The following is an 18,802-nucleotide window of genomic DNA, read 5'->3' on the forward strand; positions in this document are numbered from 1 at the left end:
CAACTTTCGTCAAGCTCCGGCGACGCGAACGGAATGACTTTGCCCTTCTCCGACGTCGACGAGCAGGTAGGATACCATTTTTCCGCCCGCATCAATCTCGATCTGCGTTGCGGTCGGTGTGCCGTTAAGCACTAAATGCGAATGGGTTCCCGGGAACGCGGCCGTCCACTTTATCGATTTGCCGCGTCGTACCGTCAACCGTGTTTCGGTCGTCCCGTCGTGTTCGACGTCGATCACCCGGTTCAAGACCGGAACGAACCTGAGTCGCGCGAACGGAAGCCGATTGGTAAGCCGACTCACCGTCGCAACGCCGTCGTCGCCGTCTGCGGACAAGCCCATCAAACCGGTTGCGATCGCGCCGACGACGCAGAAGGAAACCTCGGGGTATTCCCTTCGATCCAACTTGGGATCGACGAGCTCAAGCAACTCCCTGTACGCGTCCTCGTTGTTCCCATATCGGTAGAAGATATCGGGCATGTACGTTTTCGCTTCGACGTTGGCCGCTCCGTTGCGGGCCACATCCGAAAGCGCGGAGCGGAGCTTGGTCTTCTCCCGCACAATGCCGAAATAAAGCGGGAGATAGTTCCCTTCCTGGTAGTACCTCTCGTAGTACGTCCGGTCCTGCAACAAAGCGCCGTAGAACCGGTCGCTTTCCCCGTTCCACCAATCCTTCTCGTACAGCAACCTGAACGATTCCGCCCGTGCCGAATAGCTCGCGAAGCCGCGCGAATCCCCGTTCAGCGCCAACAATTCCGCATATGCCCGAAAGCCGGCGAACTGAGCGGCCAACAAATCTCCCCCGACAAGCGGCTGCAAGCCGTCTTCGTTATAGGAAGCGATACCTCTTCTGCCGTATTCGGGCAAATGCTCGACGATACCGTCGCCGTCCTTGTCCCAAGTAAGGACGTAATCTTCGCAACTATGCCGGTAAAACTGCGTGAGCACCGGATGCCGCAAGTAGTCGGCGTCTCCCGTCCACAGCCACTGTTTGTAACAGGCATCGATCAGATCGAAGTTCGCGGGAAGGTTGTACCAGAAGTCGTTGTCGTCGGTATAGTCGACCGACGCCGGGAGGTTGTCTCCGGTCATCTCCCAATAGGTGCACCAGTCGCGCGATGCCGAGATATTTTCCGCAAAACGGATGAACATGTTCTTCGTATGAGAAGACAGCCCCAACACGGATGCTCCCGCACTGTGATGCGCGACATCCCGGATGCAAAAGGCTCCCCGTCCGGGAAGGGCAGCCTCGTACCATAAACCGACCGGATCTCCGCCGCTATGGGAGTAGGCAAGCGCCTGCGCAACAGCCCACTGGAAGCCGGCGTCAAGAACGGCCTCAGAGGACGAGAAGGTTACTTGTTGATTCATCTTAAGTTTTTCATTGGCAGTCATGCGATATTTTCCTCCTGTGTCAGCCTTTAACCGAGCCGAGCGTGATGCCGCCGATGAAATACTTCTGCAGGAAAGGGTAGACCAGCAGAATCGGAACGGTAACGATAATCGTCGTTGCGGCTCGCAGCGTCAAAGGCGATAAATCCCTGAATTTGTTGTAAAGCATCTGCTGATCTTGGATTTGCTGCAAGCCCTCCATCTCCAGTAACAGCCGTCGCAGATAAACTTGCAGCGTGTCGTAATCTCCGCTCGGGTTGTAGAGCACGACGTCGAACCACGAATTCCAGTGAGATACCGCCAAATAAACGGATACCGCCGCGAAGACGGGCATGCAAATCGGGATAACGATTCGCCAATAGACGCGAAATTCGCCCGCGCCGTCTATTCTGGCCGACTCGAACAGCGCTTCCGGCTGATTCTGGATGTAGGAGGCGATCAGCAGCATAAAGTAGACGTTGAATAAGGAAGGCAGCCAATAAACTTGAAATGAATTGGTCAAGCCCAGCTTCAACATAAGCAGATAAGCCGGGAAAAAGCCGCCGTTGAAGTACATGGTTACGAAAAAGAGAATGCGCAGCAGCCGCTTGCCGGAAAAGTGGCGGATGTTCACCAGATACGCCAGCAGCCCCGTAGCGAACAGACATAGCGACGTTCCGACGACGACGCGCAGCACGGACCACATTAATCCTTCCAGCATTTTGTGATTCTGAAACAGCAGCTCGTACGCGGACAACGACAACTTGCGCGGGAACAGGTATATGCCGCCGCGCGCGGCATCGATTCCGTCGTTGAACGACAAAGCCAGCAAGTTCAGGAACGGATAGATCATGATACAGCCGAAAGCGAGCATCAAGGCGATGTTGCCCGCATCGAAAAGTTTACTGCCGACCGATGTTCTCAAGAATTCGCTCTTCATGCGTTCACCTCAGACGATGGATGTATCGAACAACTTCTTGGCGATGCGGTTCATGCTTAAGACAAGGACGACGCTGACTACGGCTTTCAGCAGGTTGACTGCCGATGCAAACGAGTAGTAGCCGAGCTGCACGCCGTATTTGTAGACGTAGGTGTCGACGACTTCGGAATAATCGGAAGTCGTCGGCGAGCCGAGCAACAGCTGCTGCTCGAAGCCGGCGTTCAGAATGCCGCCGATCCCGAGAATCCATAGCAAAATAATCGTCGTGCGGATACCGGGCAGATAGATGTGCCAGACCGTGCCGAACCGGCTGATGCCGTCGACCTTGCCCGCGTCCAGCAGTTCACGGTCGATGCTGGCGAGGGCGGATAAGTAAATGATTGAATTGAAGCCGATATCTTTCCATATATTCGAAGCCGTGATGATCGTCCAGAAATATTTTCCTTCGCCAAGGAAGGAAATCGGGTCCTTGATCATGCCGAAATCGAGCAGCAGCCTGTTAAGCAGCCCGTCGCTGCCGAGCAGCGTGAACAAAATGCTTGCCACGACAACCCACGAAATAAAATAAGGAATGTAAGAGAGCGTTTGGGTCACTCGTTTGAACGTCTTGTTCCTCAACTCGTTCAGGAGCAGGGCAAGTATAAGCGGAGCGGGAAGGCCGAATAAAATATTCAGTCCGCTCATCGCCAGCGTATTGCGCATGACCTGCAAAAAGTCGGGCGACGAGAAAAAACGCTCGAAATGCGCGAAGCCTACCCAGTCGCCGGAGAAAAACGAATTTCCGGGTACGTAATTTTGAAACGAGATAATCATGCCGTACATCGGGTAATACGAGAACACGAGCACCCATGCGATCATGGGGACGGCCATGATCCAAATCTGCCGCTCCCGGACGATGCGGCGCATCAAATTTTGCATGTCAAGCTGCCTCCTGTGAGCCGAAACAAAAACAAAGAGGAGGATATGACAGGCACACCTTCCTCTTTGTTCGGACGGCTTATTCGTTCAAGAGCGCAAGTTGTTTCTTGTACTCTTCGGTCCTGTATTTTTCGAGATCGTGCAAGCCAAGCTTATTCGCCTTTTCTCTTAACTCATTGAAATTGGAAACGAAGTCTTCTTCGGTTTTGCTTATGACGGCTTTGGCGAAGCCGTCCGTTACCATATCCTCAACTTGCTCGTTGACCAGCGTGAAAGGATTGTCTGCAGCAAATACGATGCGTCGGGCGGTATTGTCGTAAATCGTATCCTTCAAATTGTCGTTCATTGTTTTTTTCCACTTGTCTTCACCGTTGAAATTTTGATCGTACCAAGCCGTGCTCTTCCCATCGTCCTCGAGCAAGCCTTGCCCGTGAACGATCCAGTACGCGTTGCCGCCCAACTGTTCGAAATGGTCGTAATCGAACGTGCCGTTCAGCAGCGCCTGCTTCTGAGTTTCGTTGAAGCTCCAAACGCCGCCGCTTTCGTAGTTCCACCCGGAATCCTCAAGGTTCGGAACACCCCAGCCCATGAGTCGAGTACCCATAGGAGACATCATGAAATCGAAGAACTTGATGATCGCTTCCGGATTTTTAACTTTGTCGGTCAGTACGGTGTAGTTCCAGCCGGTCGTATCCTTGGGCGACAGATACGCTTTCTCCGCGCCAGGCGCTTTGAGCGCGATCTGGACGTAACGCATATTATCCTTGTAGTCCGGCAAAGTCGTCCGCCACATTTCGTGACCGGCGTCCCACGATTGCCACCACAATCCGATATGGCCGACGATTCTTTCGTTCGTGAACTTGATTTTCCAATCGTCGAATTTGTTGATGAACAAGTCGGGATCCAGAAGACCTTCGCGATAGAAGCGGTTGTAATACCGGGCAGCTTCCATTCCCTCATCCGTATTGACCCAGTGCGTTAGATTGTGGTTCGCATCCTCCTTGTAGCCGTCCTTCAAACCCCAGATGCCCATCACGTTGTTGATTTTGATCTGGTCGTTCCAAGATAGGGCATACACCTTCTCGCCTTGAGCGTTCGTCGGGTGAGCGGCGACCATCTGCTTGAGGACGTTGTAATAATCCTCCGGCGTCTCGATTGGCGGCGAACCCATCTCCTGGTACCAGTCGAGACGAATGTGGGCGCTGAAATCCGTAATCGGCAAGAGGCCCCAGCCGCGCGGAATTCCGAGCAGCTTGCCGTCCTTATCCAAATACGATTTGTATTTGTCGCCAAGCGCCTTCTTGATGTTCGGACCGTATTGATCCACCAGCGGCGCAAGATCGAAGATTTTTCCTTGCGCGTTCCATTTCGATACGTTGTCGCCGTCCATCGCGACGATGACTTCCGGATAATCGCCGGAGGCGAGCATCAGATTCAGCCGCTCCTTCGGATCGACGTCATACACCGTTTTCTTCAGATCGACGTTGAAATTGTCTAAAATGTACCGGTGAATTTTCTCCGTGTTTCTGGCGACCTTGTCGGGATTATCCCGGTCTCCCTGGTAAAAGTCGATCACGGTCGTCTCCGCGGGCGGTGTCCAGCCGAACAAATTCGCCGCTGCTTCGGGCGCAGCCGAACCCGACTCTGAAGCCGACGCCGAACCCGACGCCGATGGCTCCGATTCATTCTTGCCGGACGAGCATCCCGCCGTAACCCCAACCGCAATCGCCGCCGCAAGGACGGCATTCCACATCTTTTTCAATCCGGTTCTCCCCTTTAGATGTTGTGCCTCGGCGGAAACGACTACCTGGCTCCCGCTTCGTAATTGTCATTGTAGATCGCCGGGAGCGTTTGCAACATGTCATTAGCTTCGAGAAGTTGCGGTTTTCGGTACTTTATAAAAGCGCTTTCAGAAGATCCCCATGTTTTTGCGAAATTCGCTGGGCGATAATCCGACGTATTTTTTAAATACTTTGGTGAAATGAGGGTAGTCCGGGTAGCCGATCCGTTCGGCGATTTCATACGTTTTGTATTGGCCGCCGGCAAGCAGCTCCCGAGCTTTGTCCAACCGGAATTCGATCAGGTACGTTTTGAAATTGCGGCCCGTTTCTTCCTTGAACATTTTGTAGAAGTAAGCCGGGGATACGTTAACGAGCGCAATGACCTCCTCGAGCGACAATTCGGGGTCGTGATACCGTTCGTGAATATGGTTGAGCGCATTGCGGATCGCTACACGCTGTCCCCAATTGCGGTTGGCGCGGATGACGTCTGCCGCATGGTCGACGTTGCGAACGAACAAATCCTCAGAACCGCGTTCGGTCGGCGCGACGTCTTCGAGCTCCAGCCCGCGTTCGCGGATTTGCCTGCGCAAATAAGCGGTCAGATCGGCATACAGCAGAGCCTTCTCGTCATCGGTCAGAAGATCCCCGCCAATCCGCTCCGATATAGCGGTCAAGCTGCCGTTCCAGCCCGCTTCATCGAGCAGCCATAGCTGCTCCGCCAGCTTTTCGACGATCCCCGTGCAAGCCCATAAGCAGCTTCTGTAGCGTTCAAGCTCGGCGCTGCGCCGGACGTTCTCTTCCCGCAAGCCGTTCAGCAGCTTGCTGACCGACTCTATTTTCATCGGCTTGAGCAAATAGTCCTTCACTCCATACCGCAGCGCCTCTTGCGCGTATTTGAAATCGTCGTAGCCCGACATGACGATCAACTCGGTCGCAGCGCTCCACTCCCGAATGCGCGCAATCAGTTCGATTCCGTTCATCACCGGCATCGTAATATCCGTAATAACGACGTGCGGGTTGTGCAGTCGGACGAGCTCCAGCGCTTCGAGCCCGTCCTCGGCTTCGCCGACAACCTCGAACCCCGGGCAATGAAGCTCGATGATTTTACGCAGGCCTTGCTTGACCGCTTTCTCATCATCCACCGTGATGACCTTGAGCATGTGAAATTCCCCCTTACAGGTTATCCGTCATGACGGGCAGTCGGATGGCTATGACGGTACCCGTTTTGTTCGATTGAACTATATGTAAGCCGTAACTTTCTCCGAACGTCATTCTAATCCGATTATGCACGTTCCACAAACCGATGTGCTGATGCTCGCCGGATTCCTCCTGCGAAGCTTGACTGAACAGGGCGTTGTAACGTTCCATAATAGCCGCGTCCATTCCTCCACCGCGATCGGATACGAGAATCTCGTATCCGTCCGGCGTCGTTCGGCCCGCAATGCTGAGATAACCGGGCTTCATGCGATGATTCTCGTAGCCGTGCTTGAAGCTGTTCTCGACGATCGGCTGCAGCATCAGCCGGACGGCCGGGACGGCGGTCATTCCGGGCTCCCCGATCGAAACCTCCGTTTCGAGGCTCCCGAACCGCTCCTTTTGAATTTCCAGATAGAAGTCGGTATGTTCCACTTCCTGCCGGAGAGTAACGCGGTCGCCGGGGTTACCGACGCTGTAGCGGAATATTTCGCTAATAGAGACGATCATTTTGCTGATTTTGAAATTGCCCTCTACAATGGCATTGGAGTTGACTACCTCCAGCGTATTGTAAAGAAAATGAGGGTTGATTTGCGATTGCATGTAGCGCAGCTGTGACTCCTTCTGCTTGACTTCCATCTCCTTTTCCTTCAGCCGGGCATGGCGCACAAGCTCGATCAATTGCTTGATTTCGCTTACCATCCGATTGAAGCTCAGGAACAGGCTGCCGATTTCGTTTGTTTTATTTTCCGGCGCCTTGGCATCCAGATCGCCCCGTTCTGCCCGAAACATCAGCTTCTTGAGCAACAGCAGCGAATTCGTTAGCGGATGGACGATCAATCCTACGATAAGCAGCGACAACGCTAGCATGAGAACAATAACGATGAGTATGGAAATGAGACTGAAGCGGACGAGCGGCGCGTTCAGCTCCCGATACGGCACCTCGGATACGAGCACGAGATTCGTTTTGGCGGAATAATTGAACAGGACAAGCTTCTTGCCCTCGGGCGAATCGACGACTTTAGAACCGCTTTCTTTCGGGAGAGATTCAGGAACGTACTCCGGCAACGCTCTCTGTTTCATCAACTCTTCGTCCGGGTGGTAGAGCAGGTTGCCGTTTGCGTCGGCGATCCACATGAATCCGGTTCGGCCTAGCTTTACGCTCTTGCAAATGCGGATAATCTCGTTCAGCTTCAGGTCGACGATGAGCAGCCCGGTCGCCTTCTGTTTGCTCGCGTCCAGGAACCGTAGCGCCATCGCGATGACATTAGTCGACAGTATCGTTTCCCGACCCATGATCTGGTACTTGCCTGGCGATGGAATACGCGAAATGTAGTCGGCGTATCGCTCCTCCGCTGAAATAAAGCTTCTGCTGGAGCTGGCGATCGACTGATCAGAGATGAGAGAAATGCTGTGAATGTTCTCGCGGTTGATCAGAATAGGAGTGAACAGCTTCTTGTCGATCGCTTTGGAAAGTTCGTATCTGCGGTAATGATCGTTGTTCGAGTAATCCATGAATTGCTGCGTCAGCGGGTTGGCTAGCATCGGGAACGTCAGCTCCTGAATATCCACGAAATAAGTGTCCAGATGGGAATTGACTTGCTCGACGATCTGCTTGGTATAATCAATTGCGTTGTTCTCGATGGCGTTGGCCGACGTCTTGTACCACAACATGCCCATAACGACGATGATAAGGAACAACGATAACATTAGAAGGTTGAACTTCAGTTTCAGAGACATCTCTTGAAAATATCGCATTCGTAAAACATCCTTCCAAGCTTGCAACGAATGATAGCGGTAGCGCTTACAGTATAGCATGACTGTCTTTGCCCAGACATAACTCGGCAAAGGAGGAACTTGTCGGAATCGCTTTATTCCTGTTGTTTTCTATTCTTGAATCCATTTGGCCTGTATTCAAACCGCGCTCGCACATGAAATGTTCTTCGGAGAGCAATCCTATTACCCGTACATAGTAAGTGCGGGAGGACGAAACAATTGATCGTAAGGTTCGGATACGTTGCGATGTCGGTCGAGCTCGAGAACGCGTCTCCTTCTAAAACGATGACGATGGCGAGTTTTTCGAAGCTGGCCGATCGAGAGGCGGGATTGCGTCGTCTTGAGCGCATTGCCGAGGAAAATTTGCACAATACGTTACGTCTGCTGAAGCATAATCGATACTTGGGCATACGCGTGTACCGAATGTCGTCGAAGCTTATTCCCCTGGCCACCCACGAGGACCTGCAGGATTGGGATCCGTTCCCCGCTTTGGCGCCTTCTTTCGCTGAAGTCGGGGCCTTTGTTCGTGAGCATGACATTCGCGTTTCTTTTCATCCGGATCATTTTACGGTATTAAGTACTCCTCGCAAGGACGTGTTCCGGAAGTCAGTCAACGACCTAAACCATCATGTGCGAATGCTTGAAGCTATGGGTTTGGATCAACGCGCCACGAACAATATCCATGTCGGAGGAAGTTACGGGGATAAGGATGTATCCGGGCGTAGGTTCGTCGAGCAATTTCGCACGATCGAGCCGAGAATAACGGAACGTCTAACTTTGGAAAATGACGATAAAACGTTCACGGCTGCCGAAACGCTATGGATCGCGGAAGAAGTGGGCGTGCCGATGGTGCTGGACATTCATCACGATGCGGTAAATCCGAGCAGCGAGCAGGCAGCGAAATTGTGGCCGCGCATACAGATGACATGGGATCGCTTCTCATGGAACGTCAAGCATGCGGGCACTCCGCAGCGGCTGCCCCCGAAGATCCATGCTTCCAGTCCCAAGAGCTCGACGGATCCGCGCGGTCATTCCGACCATATCGACCTGGGTCCCTTGCTGAAGTTTCTTTACGAAATCGCAGAATCTACTCCCGCGATAGATGTGATGATCGAGGCTAAGCGGAAGGACGAGGCTTTACTGAAGCTTGTGGACGACTTCCGCGCGATTGAAGCCGCGGATGGACCCATCCGAATGATCGATGGGGGCAGCGTCGAAGTGCTTTAGTGAAAACGCCTACATTTCATCCGTAATACAAGCGATTTGACTGTTGCAATCCATTTGGAAATCAGTTACGTTGGACAAAGAAGGGTGTCATGTCAACGATTGGAGGCTATGGACAACCTTACTTGCGGCGAGGAGGATTTCCAAGGTATGAGTGGATTGCTTCAAGGAAAGAACATCGTGGTCATGGGTGTTGCCAACGAGCGCAGCATTGCTTGGGCCATAGCGCAATCGCTTGCGTCTCAAGGGGCGCGGCTGGTGTTTACATACGAGAACGAGCGGGTTGAAGAACGCGTCAAGAAGCTGGCGGATACGATCGAAGGATCTCTGACGCTGCAATGCAACGTTTCCTCGGATGAAGACATTGACGATCTTGCTTCGCGTCTAAAGGAAGAGGTAGGCGTGCTGCATGGACTAGCCCACTGCATTGCTTTCGCCAAGGCAGAGGAGCTGGACGGCCTTTACGTCGATACTTCCCGTCCCGGGTTCGCGTTAGCGCACGATGTCAGCGTATATTCCTTGACTGCCGTCGCGCAGAGACTACACCCGCTTATGACCGAGGGCGGCAGCATCGTGACCTTGACCTATCTAGGAGCGGAGCGCACTCTTAAAAATTATAACGTCATGGGCGTTGCCAAAGCCGCGCTTGAAGCATCGGTTCGTTACCTGGCGAGCGACCTAGGTCCTCAGGACATTCGCGTGAACGCAATTTCCGCAGGCCCGATCCGCACGCTTGCGGCCAAAGGAATCGCGGGCTTCAACACGATTCTGAAGCAGGTTGAGGAGAAAGCTCCGCTTCGCCGCAACACGGAAGCCTCCGACGTCGGAGATACCGCATTGTTCCTGATGAGCCCATGGGCCCGCGGGATTACAGGGGAAGTACTTCACGTGGACAACGGCTATAATATCGTGGGGATTTAGATAATAGGACTCATCTATTATGGGGCTGCACCTTTGTCGTTACGATAAAGGGCGGCTTCTTTTTACAAAACGGGAGACATTCGTTGTAACCGGTAAGATGCTTTTTCGTATATGATAAGAATAGGACAACCTGGTCCGCATGCAGACGATATGATTTGTATATTCGTTGCAAACGATATTGATGATTAGAGGGATGGATAATGGACGAGAACCAGCCGGAAAGCATTATCGGTGGCAAGAGCTTTACGGCGGTAGCCGTCAATTGCGCCGCCAAAGCGGGAGAATGGATTAAAAGCAAAGTGGGCAGCATTACCCAGTTGGATACGAAATACTCGATGCACGATCTCGTCACGGAAGTCGACAAGGGCGCCGAACGAATGATTCGCAATCTGATCCTCACGCATTTCCCAACTCACTCCTTCTTAGGAGAAGAGGGCGTTGAACCGGGGCCGGAGGCATCCGCGAAAGCTTTGCAGGAAATGAGCGAATCCGAGTACCTGTGGATCGTCGATCCCATAGACGGTACGACCAATTACGTGCACGGATTTCCTTTCTACTCCGTATCCATAGCTCTCGCGCATCAAGGGAAAGTCATCGTCGGCGTCGTGTACGATCCGTCGAGGGACGAGCTGTTCGTTGCCGAGAGAGGCAAGGGCGCTTATGTTCATGGCCGCAGAATGCAGGTGGCGAAAGAGAACGCTTTAAACAAAAGCTTGCTGGCGACGGGTTTCCCTGCGGATCAGCACGTTGCATTGCCGGCGAATATGAAGAGTATTCAAGCCTTGGCGCCTAAAGTTCGTAATCTGCGCGTGGCAGGCTCCGCTGCTCTTCATCTCGCCTATGTCGCAGCAGGACGTTTAAGCGGCTTCTGGGAATACAACCTGAGCGCATGGGATATCGCGGCAGGCTCCTTGCTCGTGGAAGAAGCGGGCGGACGCATGTCGGACGTAGCAGGGCAGCCTTTTCACCTCGGGGTACGCAACGTTGTCGCAAGTAACGGTCTCGTACATGATGAATTAATAGAAGAGCTTCGAGTAGCAGCCCGTACATGAGATAGGGAGCTTTCGACCATCCTATGACGAAGGGGGCGAAGGAATTGGATCACAAGGAAGCAGAGGAGCTTCTCGCACGCAAATTATCCGAGGAGCAGGCTGAAGACTCGCAAGAGAACGCAGAAGAGAAAGCAACCAAGCAGTTGCTTCCCCGCTGGGAAATCCGCATTCAAGCGAAGCGCGATCCGGTGGTCGAGGAAACGAAAGCTTATCGAACTCTCGCGCGGGAAGTGGATGACAGGTACGACAAAGTAAAAGTGGACAAGGACGCAGAAGAAGGGCAATCCCGCTGAGGGGTGCCCTTCTTTTCATACTACAATAATGGAGTAAACTCGCCCCTCCGCAGTCGAATCGAGCCGAGATAGTAACGAATGCGTACCATCCAAGGCACCCACTGGCAAATGGAGCCGGGATAGTAAAGAAAGTTTGCTAACTCCGCCCGCCGCAGTTGAATCGAGCCGAGATAGTAAAGAAAGTTTGCTAACTCCGCCCGCCGCAGTCGAATCGAGCCGAGATAGTAAAGAAAGTTTGCTAACTCCGCCCGCCGCAGTCGAATCGAGCCGAAATAGTAACAAAACCTTACCAACTCGCCCCTCCGTAGACGAATCGAGCCGAGATAGTAAAGAAAGTTTGCTAACTCCGCCCGCCACAGTCGAATCGAGCCGAGATAGTAACAAAACCGTACCAACTCGCCCCTACGCATTCGATGAAATCGATTAAAAGACGGCGAATTCGTTTTTTCTTAACTTGTTCGTCCGATCTCCTCATCGGATAAAGGGAATCGTTCGGTTCGAAGGCGAGCAAGGACTTCATCTCATTCAGTATGCGTACCGGGAGCTGGAAATGATGCCGATCCGGCCGCAGAAAGAAGTTCAAGAAGTTCTCGTCGTAATCGGGGAGCCGGACGCCCTATCCCTTGCTAATGAAACGATTCTCGGACTCATCGGATTCTAAGCATTAAGATGCAACGCAGCCAGCGAATTGTTCCTTGAACCAAGCTTCATCCAGATTGCGTCCGATTATGACGAATTCGCTTAGCGGAGTTTCATTGCTTCTCCAAGCGCGATCGGCATAGGAGCTGAACAGCATGTGAATCCCTAGGAAAACGACACGTTGATCGACGCCCTTGATATGTAATACGCCTTTGTAACGGAAAGTGTCCGTACCGTGATCCTGCAACCACTCGTTTAAGAACTTATTCACTTTGTCGATATCGAGCGGGCGCGTCTCCCGGAAAAATAAAGAAGCGACATCGTCGTCATGATTATGGTCTTCCTCTTCCAGGAATCCGGGATCGATCTCGAGCTTCGTGGCCAAGTCGAAGGCTTCGATTCCGAGAATATGCCCGATATCGATTTTCGATTGCAGCGTCCGGTACTGCTTGGCGGCCGGGTTCATGGCACGAAGACGCTGCTCTAGACGGACTAGGTCGTTTTCCGGCACGAGATCCGTTTTATTCAGGAGCAGGACGTCCGCGAACGCCACCTGCTCTTGCGCTTCATGGCCTTCGTCGAGATGCTGTCCGGCGTGTTTGGCGTCGACAACCGTTACGATCGCGTCCAAACGGTAGAAATCCGCGACCGCTTCATCCACGAAGAAGGTTTGCGCAACAGGGGCGGGGTCCGCTAAACCCGTCGTTTCGATCAAGATGCGATCGAATCCGCCTTTCCGTTGATCGCCTTTGCCTTGCTTGGCTTCCATTAGCTCGGAGAGAATCCGGATTAGGTCTCCCCGGACCGTGCAGCAAATGCAGCCGTTATTCATCTCGATGATTTCCTCATCCGCGCCTACGATGAGTTGGTTGTCGATGCCGACTTCACCGTACTCGTTCACGATGACGGCGATTTTCTGCCCGTGATCGGCCGTGAGAACATGGTTCAGCAGCGTTGTTTTTCCTGCTCCGAGAAATCCCGTTAAAATGGTAACCGGTACCCGAGTGTCTTCATCTTGATTCAATGACATGGGTTTCACTCCTTTTACTAATAGTAAATTTTACGAACAACACAAGTATAGATTTATGCAAAATCAAAGTCAAATCCAGACTTGTTTTTTCGACGACGTCTCTTTATAATCGTAATAATTACAGTTAAATATGTAAGGAGGGGAAATCGTGAGTACATTGAACTTAGAAGGCATGCAGACTCACTTGCTCATTTGCAATGGAGAGAGCTGCATGCTTCGATGCGGAGAAGAAGTGACTTTGGCGATTAGGGAAGAAATATCCCGGCTCGGTGCCGATCGTCTTATCCATACGACGCGCACGCGTTGCAATGGAAGATGCGCGGATGGGTGTATCGTTATCGCGTATCCGGAAGGAGCGTGGTACAGGTACATGACTCCGACTGCGGGCAAGGAGTTGGTTAGACGTGTAATCGAAGGACGGCAGCTAGAAGAACGGTTACTGTATTCTTTTAATCCAGATACGAAAAGGAACTGGGGATGAAGAAAGGATGAATCCATGGTACGAGGAAAGCTTTGGCGAGGACTATCTGCTTGTTTATAAACACAGAGATAGGCGGAATGCGGCTGATGAGGTCGGCAAAATGATGGCGTGGCTGAAGCTTCCGAAGCATAGCCAAGTGCTGGACCTATGCTGCGGCATGGGGAGACATGCCCTTTTGCTTGCGGAAGCGGGCTACCGGGTTACGGGAGTAGATTTGTCCCCCGTATTGCTGAGGCAAGCACGCGTGTCGGATTCCAATCAAGCTATCCGTTGGATCGAGAGCGACATGCGTTCATTGCCCTGCGATGCATCGTTCATAGAAGCATTCGACGCGGTCGTTAACTTGTTTACGTCCTTTGGCTATTTTGAAGAGGACGCCGAACAGTCGCAAGTGTTAAGGCAAATTCGCCAAGCGCTCAAACCGGGAGGCCGGTTCATTATCGACTATTTGAATCCGCAATTCGTTGCCGATCATCTTGTGCTTTTTTCGGAGCGCGAGGTCGATGGGTATAGCATCAAAGAAACCCGTCGAATTCGGAATGAATTCTTGACGAAAGAAATTGTCGTAGGGGTACCGGGCAGACCGACGCGACGATATAAGGAAAACGTGAAGCTATATTCTCTTAACCGGATAAGGGATATGTTGAGCAAAGCGGGTCTGGCCTTGGACACCGTTTATGGTAACTACGACGAGGACGTCTATCATGAGCGGGAGTCGCCGCGAATGATCATGGTGGGACACCGGATCTAATGTCTTGACACACCTAATCGTAAAGGTTACTATCTATAAATGTAATGGTTACGATTAAACGGACGATGCGTGATGAGATTGACGTTCTTTTTTTCAACTATCATACGTAATAATTACGAATTGTCTAGAGAGGTGCATCCGCATGGAGTATCCCGTAGAACAAATCATTCGGATGATCTCCCGCAATGGCTTGCGGATTACCGAACAACGCAGGTCCATCGCCAGATTGTTCGCTGAAGCTTCGGATTTATTGACGCCCATGCAAGTCTATCATGACTTAGGATCGAAGCATCGGGGACTAAGCTACGATACGGTGTATCGAAATCTGAAGCTGCTTCAGGAAATGGGAGTTCTTGAACCGTTCTACAATAAGGACGGAGTAAAATTCGGAATCAATCGCAATTCTTCCGATGCCGATGCCGTTTCCGGGCAGCATCATTTCGTATGCATGTCCTGCGATATCGTATATCCGTTTGAATCCGTCTGCGCTTCGGAGACTCCGCAGCTTCCTGCCGCTTTCAAAGCGGTCATGCACCGTCATGAGGTGCTGGGGTATTGTCCCGATTGCAGCCATTTCTGATCGAATTATTTTCAAGGTAAAGGGTGAAAAAATGTTACTTGCATCGATGAAAAATGTCGTCTTCGGCTACGGGGACTCGCCATGCTTGGAAGACGTGGACATAGAGATACACAACGGAGAATTCGTAGCCGTAACCGGTCCCAACGGTGCTTCCAAAACAACGCTGCTTAAGCTGTCGCTCGGTTTGCTTCAGCCATGGAGCGGAACGGTGGCCAGAGCGAGCAAACGCGCAGACGGAAAGAAGCTCGTCGTAGGGTACGTCCCTCAACAAATCGCCGCGTTTAATAGCGGATTCCCCAGCACGGTGTTGGAGTTCGTTCTTTCGGGAACCTATGCACGGGGAAAATGGTTCAAGCCCGCGAGCGGCGAAGATCGGGAGCTCTCCGAGCAAGCATTGAAGCAGGTTGGCATGTGGGAGCTGCGAAACCGTATGATCGGCGAGCTCTCAGGCGGGCAGAAGCAGCGGATATGCATCGCGAGGGCTTTGGCGCAGCAACCGGATTTGCTCGTGTTAGACGAGCCGTCGAACGGGATGGATACGGACAGCCGGTCCAGATTGTACGCGCTGCTCGGCGGGTTGGTCAAGGAACGCGACATGACCGTAGTGATGGTTACCCATAGCTTGTCCGAGGCAAGCCCGTATTTGGATCGCATTATCGAACTGGAGAAGAAGGAGGCGGGAGGATGGAAATGCTGCACTACGACTTCATGCAAAGGGCATTTTTCGCCGGTGGTCTAATCGCCTTGGTCGCTTCGGTTCTCGGAGTGTATCTAATGCTGAGAAGGCAGGCGCTTATGGCGGACATGTTGTCGCACGTTTCGTTGGCGGGAGTTGCGCTGGGCGCGTTGATAAAGGTTAATCCTTCCCTCTTCGGCTTCATTATCGCCTTAATTGGCGCGGTCGTTGTCGAATTCGTCAGAAGATCTTACAAAACTTATTCCGAGGTGTCCATCGCCATCATCATGATCGGGGGGTTATCGACCGCCCTCGTGCTTATGTCGATGAATCCGGGAACAAATCGCAGCTTTTCTTCCTATTTATTCGGCTCCGTCGTCGCGGTTCAGAAGACCGAGATTTACTTGGTCGCGGGAGTGGCTCTATTGGGTGCATTGTTTTTCTACGGATTAAGAAAGCCTTTGTACCTCATCACCTTCGACGAAGAAACGGCTAGGACGAACGGGGTGCCGGTCAACTTGATCTCGCTGCTGTTCAGCGTCATAACCGGGATGATCGTCGCGGCGGCGATGCCGATCGTTGGCGTTCTGCTCGTGTCTTCCTTGATCGTGCTGCCGGCGGCTTTGGCCATCCGGCTAGCGCAGGGCTTTACCGCCGCCTTAGGGCTGGCGATGCTGTTCGGGCTGATAGGCGTATTCTCCGGATTGACGGCTTCCTATGAATTAAGCACTCCTCCGGGGGGGACGATCGCGCTGACCCTGCTTCTTTTTCTAGTCGTCGGCATCGGGATTAAGAAGTTCGCGGTGAAGTGGAGAAAGCAACACAGCAAGCTGAAGGAAAAAAGCGCACTAATTAATCCTATTTATCGAGAGGAAGTTTGAGGAAATGAAATTAGGAAAAGGTATGGCAGGAGTAGCGATCGCGGCATTGGTATTATCAGGGTGCGGTAATTCGAACGGGAACGACGCGGGCAAAGCGGATAAATTGAAGGTCGTTGCCTCTTTTTATCCGATGGTAGAATTTACGAAGCAGGTAGCGGGAGATCGCGCGGAGGTCGTCGGATTGATTCCTTCCGGCGTGGAGCCGCATGATTGGGAGCCGTCTCCTAAAGACGTTGCAGCCATTCAGGAAGCCGATTTATTCGTGTATAACGGACTGGTAGAGGGCTGGGCGGAAAAAACGCTGGAGAGCGCGAAGAATGATAACCGCGTCGATGTTAGGGCTACGGACGGCATCGAGTTAATAGAAGGAACGGATGAGCATGAAGAAGAAGAGCATGAGGAGGAAGGACATGAGGAGGAAGGACATGAAGAAGAAGGACACGCTCTCGATCCTCACGTTTGGCTGTCTCCTGCACTAGCGCAGCAAGAAGTACGCCATATTCAAGCCGGACTGGAGAAAGCCGATCCGGACAATAAGGAAGAGTACAAGAAGAACGCTGATGCATACATCGAGAAACTACAAGCGTTGGACGAGAAATTCAAAAACGACTTAAGCGGCGCCAAGCAAAAGGAATTCGTCACCCAGCATGCCGCTTTCGGCTATTTGGCTAAAGATTACGGATTAACTCAGGTTCCGATCTCCGGCTTGTCTCCGGAACAAGAGCCTTCGCCGGAACAGATGGCGGAAGTCGTCGCCTTCGCGAATGAGCATGAGGTGAAGACCATTTTCTTCGAAACGCTGGTGGATCCTAAGATCGCCCAGACGATCGCGGACGAAATCGGGGCCAAAACGGACGTGCTTAATCCTCTCGAAGGCTTGACCGATGAAGATATCAGCAAAGGGCTCGATTATATCGGAATCATGGAAAATAACCTAGCCGGACTAGTTAAGGCGCTTAACGAATAATAAACAAGACCGGGTTAAGGGAGTTATAAGAATGAATAACAATAAGAAGCTTCCCGTAACCGTGTTGAGCGGGTATTTGGGCGCGGGAAAAACGACGATACTCAACCACGTATTGAACAATCGGGAAGGAATGCGGGTTGCGGTTATCGTGAACGATTTGGGCGACGTGAATATCGATGCCGATCTGATTAAAGACGGCGGAGGGCTCTCCCGCACGGACGAGAAGCTCGTGGAAATGTCCAACGGATGCATCTGCTGTACGCTAAGGGAAGATTTGCTGCGCGAGGTGGAGAGGCTGGCCAAGGAGAATCGCTTCGACTACGTGCTCATCGAATCGACCGGCGTGGGAGAGCCTATCCCCGTCGCTCAGACTTTTACTTACATCGACGAAGAGCACGGCATCGACCTTACGCAGTTCTGCCGGCTGGACTGCATGGTAACCGTAGTGGACGCCTACCGATTCTGGAGCGATTTCGCTTCGGGCGAAACCTTGATGGACCGGAAGCAGGAGATCGGGGAGGACGATACCCGCGAGGTCGTCGACCTGCTGATCGACCAGATCGAATTCTGCGACGTGCTTATTCTGAACAAGTGCGACAGGGTGGAGGAGAAGGAGCTCGAGGAATTGGAAACGGTGCTTCACAGCTTGCAGCCTCGCGCCAAGTTGATTCGTTCCGCTTATGGGCAAATTAATCCATCCGACATCCTGAATACCGGCTTATTCGATTTCGATGAAGCGAGTCAATCCGCCGGATGGATGCAGGAAATGGCCAAGGAGCACCATGTCCCGGAAACGGAAGAATACGGCATCTCCTCGTTCGTATATGAAAGAATTCGTCCTTTTCACCCTGAGAGATTGATGAACTGGATGAGCGATTGGCCTGCCGAAGTCGTCCGCGCCAAAGGTATGGTGTGGCTTGCGACTCGCAACGACATGGCTCAGAACCTCAGCCAGGCGGGGCCTTCGATACAATTCGGCCCGGCGGGGCATTGGGTCGCGGCGCTTCCCGAAGAGGAAAGAAAGGAAGCCATGAGCGAGGATCCTAAAATCACGGAATATTGGGATCCGACATTTGGCGATAGGATCAACAAGGTCGTGTTCATTGGTCTCTCGATGAATCAGCAAGAGTTGTCCGGGGAGCTGGACGATTGTCTGCTCACGGACGAGGAGATGGGCATGGAGTGGTCAGGCTTCAACGATGAGTTTCCGAATCAGTCGAACGTGCACTTGGAAGAGCAGCTTCAATAAGAAGAAAAATTAAGAGGGTTGCTCTCAGTTGAGAGCAACCCTAAATTGTCGCGCGCGGGAGGCTGTAACCATAAAAAGTAT

Annotated in this window: 19 protein-coding genes; 12 read left to right on the forward strand and 7 right to left on the reverse strand. The window is 52.4% G+C overall.

All coding sequences use genetic code 11. From position 1 onward, the window contains the following. Positions 1-9: 9 nt before the first annotated feature. The 6 genes from E2980_RS10450 to E2980_RS10475 all read right to left on the reverse strand — a co-directional run bounded on the left by E2980_RS10450 (position 10) and on the right by E2980_RS10475 (position 7,959). Complete coding sequence (locus tag E2980_RS10450; RefSeq protein ID WP_135152128.1) at positions 10-1,392, reverse strand: hypothetical protein; 1,383 nt, start codon at positions 1,390-1,392, stop codon at positions 10-12. 19 nt (positions 1,393-1,411) lie between these two features. Continuing rightward, a complete protein-coding gene (locus tag E2980_RS10455; RefSeq protein ID WP_135152129.1) occupies positions 1,412-2,308 on the reverse strand; it encodes a carbohydrate ABC transporter permease in 897 nt (298 codons plus the stop codon). Positions 2,309-2,317: 9 nt separating this feature from the next. Then, positions 2,318-3,226: an ABC transporter permease gene (locus E2980_RS10460; protein ID WP_135152130.1), complete on the reverse strand. Its 909-nt coding sequence runs from the start codon at positions 3,224-3,226 to the stop codon at positions 2,318-2,320. 79 nt (positions 3,227-3,305) lie between these two features. Beyond that, positions 3,306-4,979: a type 2 periplasmic-binding domain-containing protein gene (locus tag E2980_RS10465; protein ID WP_240702980.1), complete on the reverse strand. Its 1,674-nt coding sequence runs from the start codon at positions 4,977-4,979 to the stop codon at positions 3,306-3,308. Positions 4,980-5,135: 156 nt separating this feature from the next. Then, a complete protein-coding gene (locus E2980_RS10470) occupies positions 5,136-6,167 on the reverse strand; it encodes a response regulator transcription factor (protein WP_135152132.1) in 1,032 nt (343 codons plus the stop codon). A gap of 13 nt (positions 6,168-6,180) precedes the next feature. Beyond that, positions 6,181-7,959: a sensor histidine kinase gene (locus tag E2980_RS10475; RefSeq protein ID WP_167747065.1), complete on the reverse strand. Its 1,779-nt coding sequence runs from the start codon at positions 7,957-7,959 to the stop codon at positions 6,181-6,183. A 237-nt stretch (positions 7,960-8,196) separates the two neighbouring features. On the opposite strand from E2980_RS10475, the gene uvsE reads away from it, so the two are divergent. The 5 genes from uvsE (at position 8,197) to E2980_RS10500 (ending at position 12,128) form a co-directional block, all read left to right on the forward strand. After that, positions 8,197-9,204 (forward strand): UV DNA damage repair endonuclease UvsE, encoded by a 1,008-nt coding sequence (gene uvsE / locus E2980_RS10480; RefSeq protein WP_135152134.1) that lies wholly within the window; start codon positions 8,197-8,199, stop codon positions 9,202-9,204. Between the two features lie 147 nt (positions 9,205-9,351). Next, positions 9,352-10,122, forward strand: a complete 771-nt coding sequence (gene fabI / locus E2980_RS10485) for an enoyl-ACP reductase FabI (protein ID WP_135152135.1) — start codon at positions 9,352-9,354, stop codon at positions 10,120-10,122. Between the two features lie 200 nt (positions 10,123-10,322). After that, positions 10,323-11,174 carry an inositol monophosphatase family protein gene (locus E2980_RS10490; protein ID WP_135152136.1) on the forward strand — a complete coding sequence of 284 codons (852 nt, stop codon included), beginning with the start codon at positions 10,323-10,325 and terminating at the stop codon, positions 11,172-11,174. 44 nt (positions 11,175-11,218) lie between these two features. Continuing rightward, positions 11,219-11,467 carry a hypothetical protein gene (locus E2980_RS10495; protein ID WP_135152137.1) on the forward strand — a complete coding sequence of 83 codons (249 nt, stop codon included), beginning with the start codon at positions 11,219-11,221 and terminating at the stop codon, positions 11,465-11,467. 454 nt (positions 11,468-11,921) lie between these two features. Further along, positions 11,922-12,128, forward strand: coding sequence for a GTP-binding protein (locus E2980_RS10500; protein ID WP_135152138.1), 207 nt, complete (start codon positions 11,922-11,924; stop codon positions 12,126-12,128). A 3-nt stretch (positions 12,129-12,131) separates the two neighbouring features. Here E2980_RS10500 and E2980_RS10505 read toward each other — a convergent pair whose 3' ends face one another. Beyond that, entirely contained in the window at positions 12,132-13,136 is a 1,005-nt protein-coding gene (locus tag E2980_RS10505; RefSeq protein ID WP_135152139.1) for a CobW family GTP-binding protein, read from the reverse strand. 148 nt (positions 13,137-13,284) lie between these two features. On the opposite strand from E2980_RS10505, the gene E2980_RS10510 reads away from it, so the two are divergent. The 7 genes from E2980_RS10510 (at position 13,285) to E2980_RS10540 (ending at position 18,721) form a co-directional block, all read left to right on the forward strand. Continuing rightward, complete coding sequence (locus tag E2980_RS10510; RefSeq protein WP_135152140.1) at positions 13,285-13,617, forward strand: (2Fe-2S) ferredoxin domain-containing protein; 333 nt, start codon at positions 13,285-13,287, stop codon at positions 13,615-13,617. Positions 13,618-13,624: 7 nt separating this feature from the next. Continuing rightward, positions 13,625-14,368 carry a class I SAM-dependent methyltransferase gene (locus E2980_RS10515; protein WP_135152141.1) on the forward strand — a complete coding sequence of 248 codons (744 nt, stop codon included), beginning with the start codon at positions 13,625-13,627 and terminating at the stop codon, positions 14,366-14,368. A 142-nt stretch (positions 14,369-14,510) separates the two neighbouring features. Further along, positions 14,511-14,948, forward strand: coding sequence for a Fur family transcriptional regulator (locus tag E2980_RS10520; RefSeq protein ID WP_135152142.1), 438 nt, complete (start codon positions 14,511-14,513; stop codon positions 14,946-14,948). Positions 14,949-14,979: 31 nt separating this feature from the next. Next, positions 14,980-15,687 (forward strand): metal ABC transporter ATP-binding protein, encoded by a 708-nt coding sequence (locus E2980_RS10525; RefSeq protein ID WP_135152143.1) that lies wholly within the window; start codon positions 14,980-14,982, stop codon positions 15,685-15,687. Further along, complete coding sequence (locus E2980_RS10530; RefSeq protein ID WP_135152144.1) at positions 15,633-16,505, forward strand: metal ABC transporter permease; 873 nt, start codon at positions 15,633-15,635, stop codon at positions 16,503-16,505. The genes E2980_RS10525 and E2980_RS10530 overlap by 55 nt, the downstream gene beginning before the upstream one ends. A gap of 4 nt (positions 16,506-16,509) precedes the next feature. Further along, positions 16,510-17,472 (forward strand): metal ABC transporter substrate-binding protein, encoded by a 963-nt coding sequence (locus E2980_RS10535; RefSeq protein ID WP_135152145.1) that lies wholly within the window; start codon positions 16,510-16,512, stop codon positions 17,470-17,472. Positions 17,473-17,503: 31 nt separating this feature from the next. After that, the gene (locus E2980_RS10540) at positions 17,504-18,721 is read left to right on the forward strand and encodes a GTP-binding protein (RefSeq protein ID WP_135152146.1); all 1,218 of its coding nucleotides are present in this window, start codon (positions 17,504-17,506) and stop codon (positions 18,719-18,721) included. Positions 18,722-18,802: the final 81 nt, after the last annotated feature.

The organism is Cohnella luojiensis (assembly GCF_004564235.1).
Classification (GTDB): Bacteria; Bacillota; Bacilli; order Paenibacillales; family Paenibacillaceae; genus Cohnella; species Cohnella luojiensis.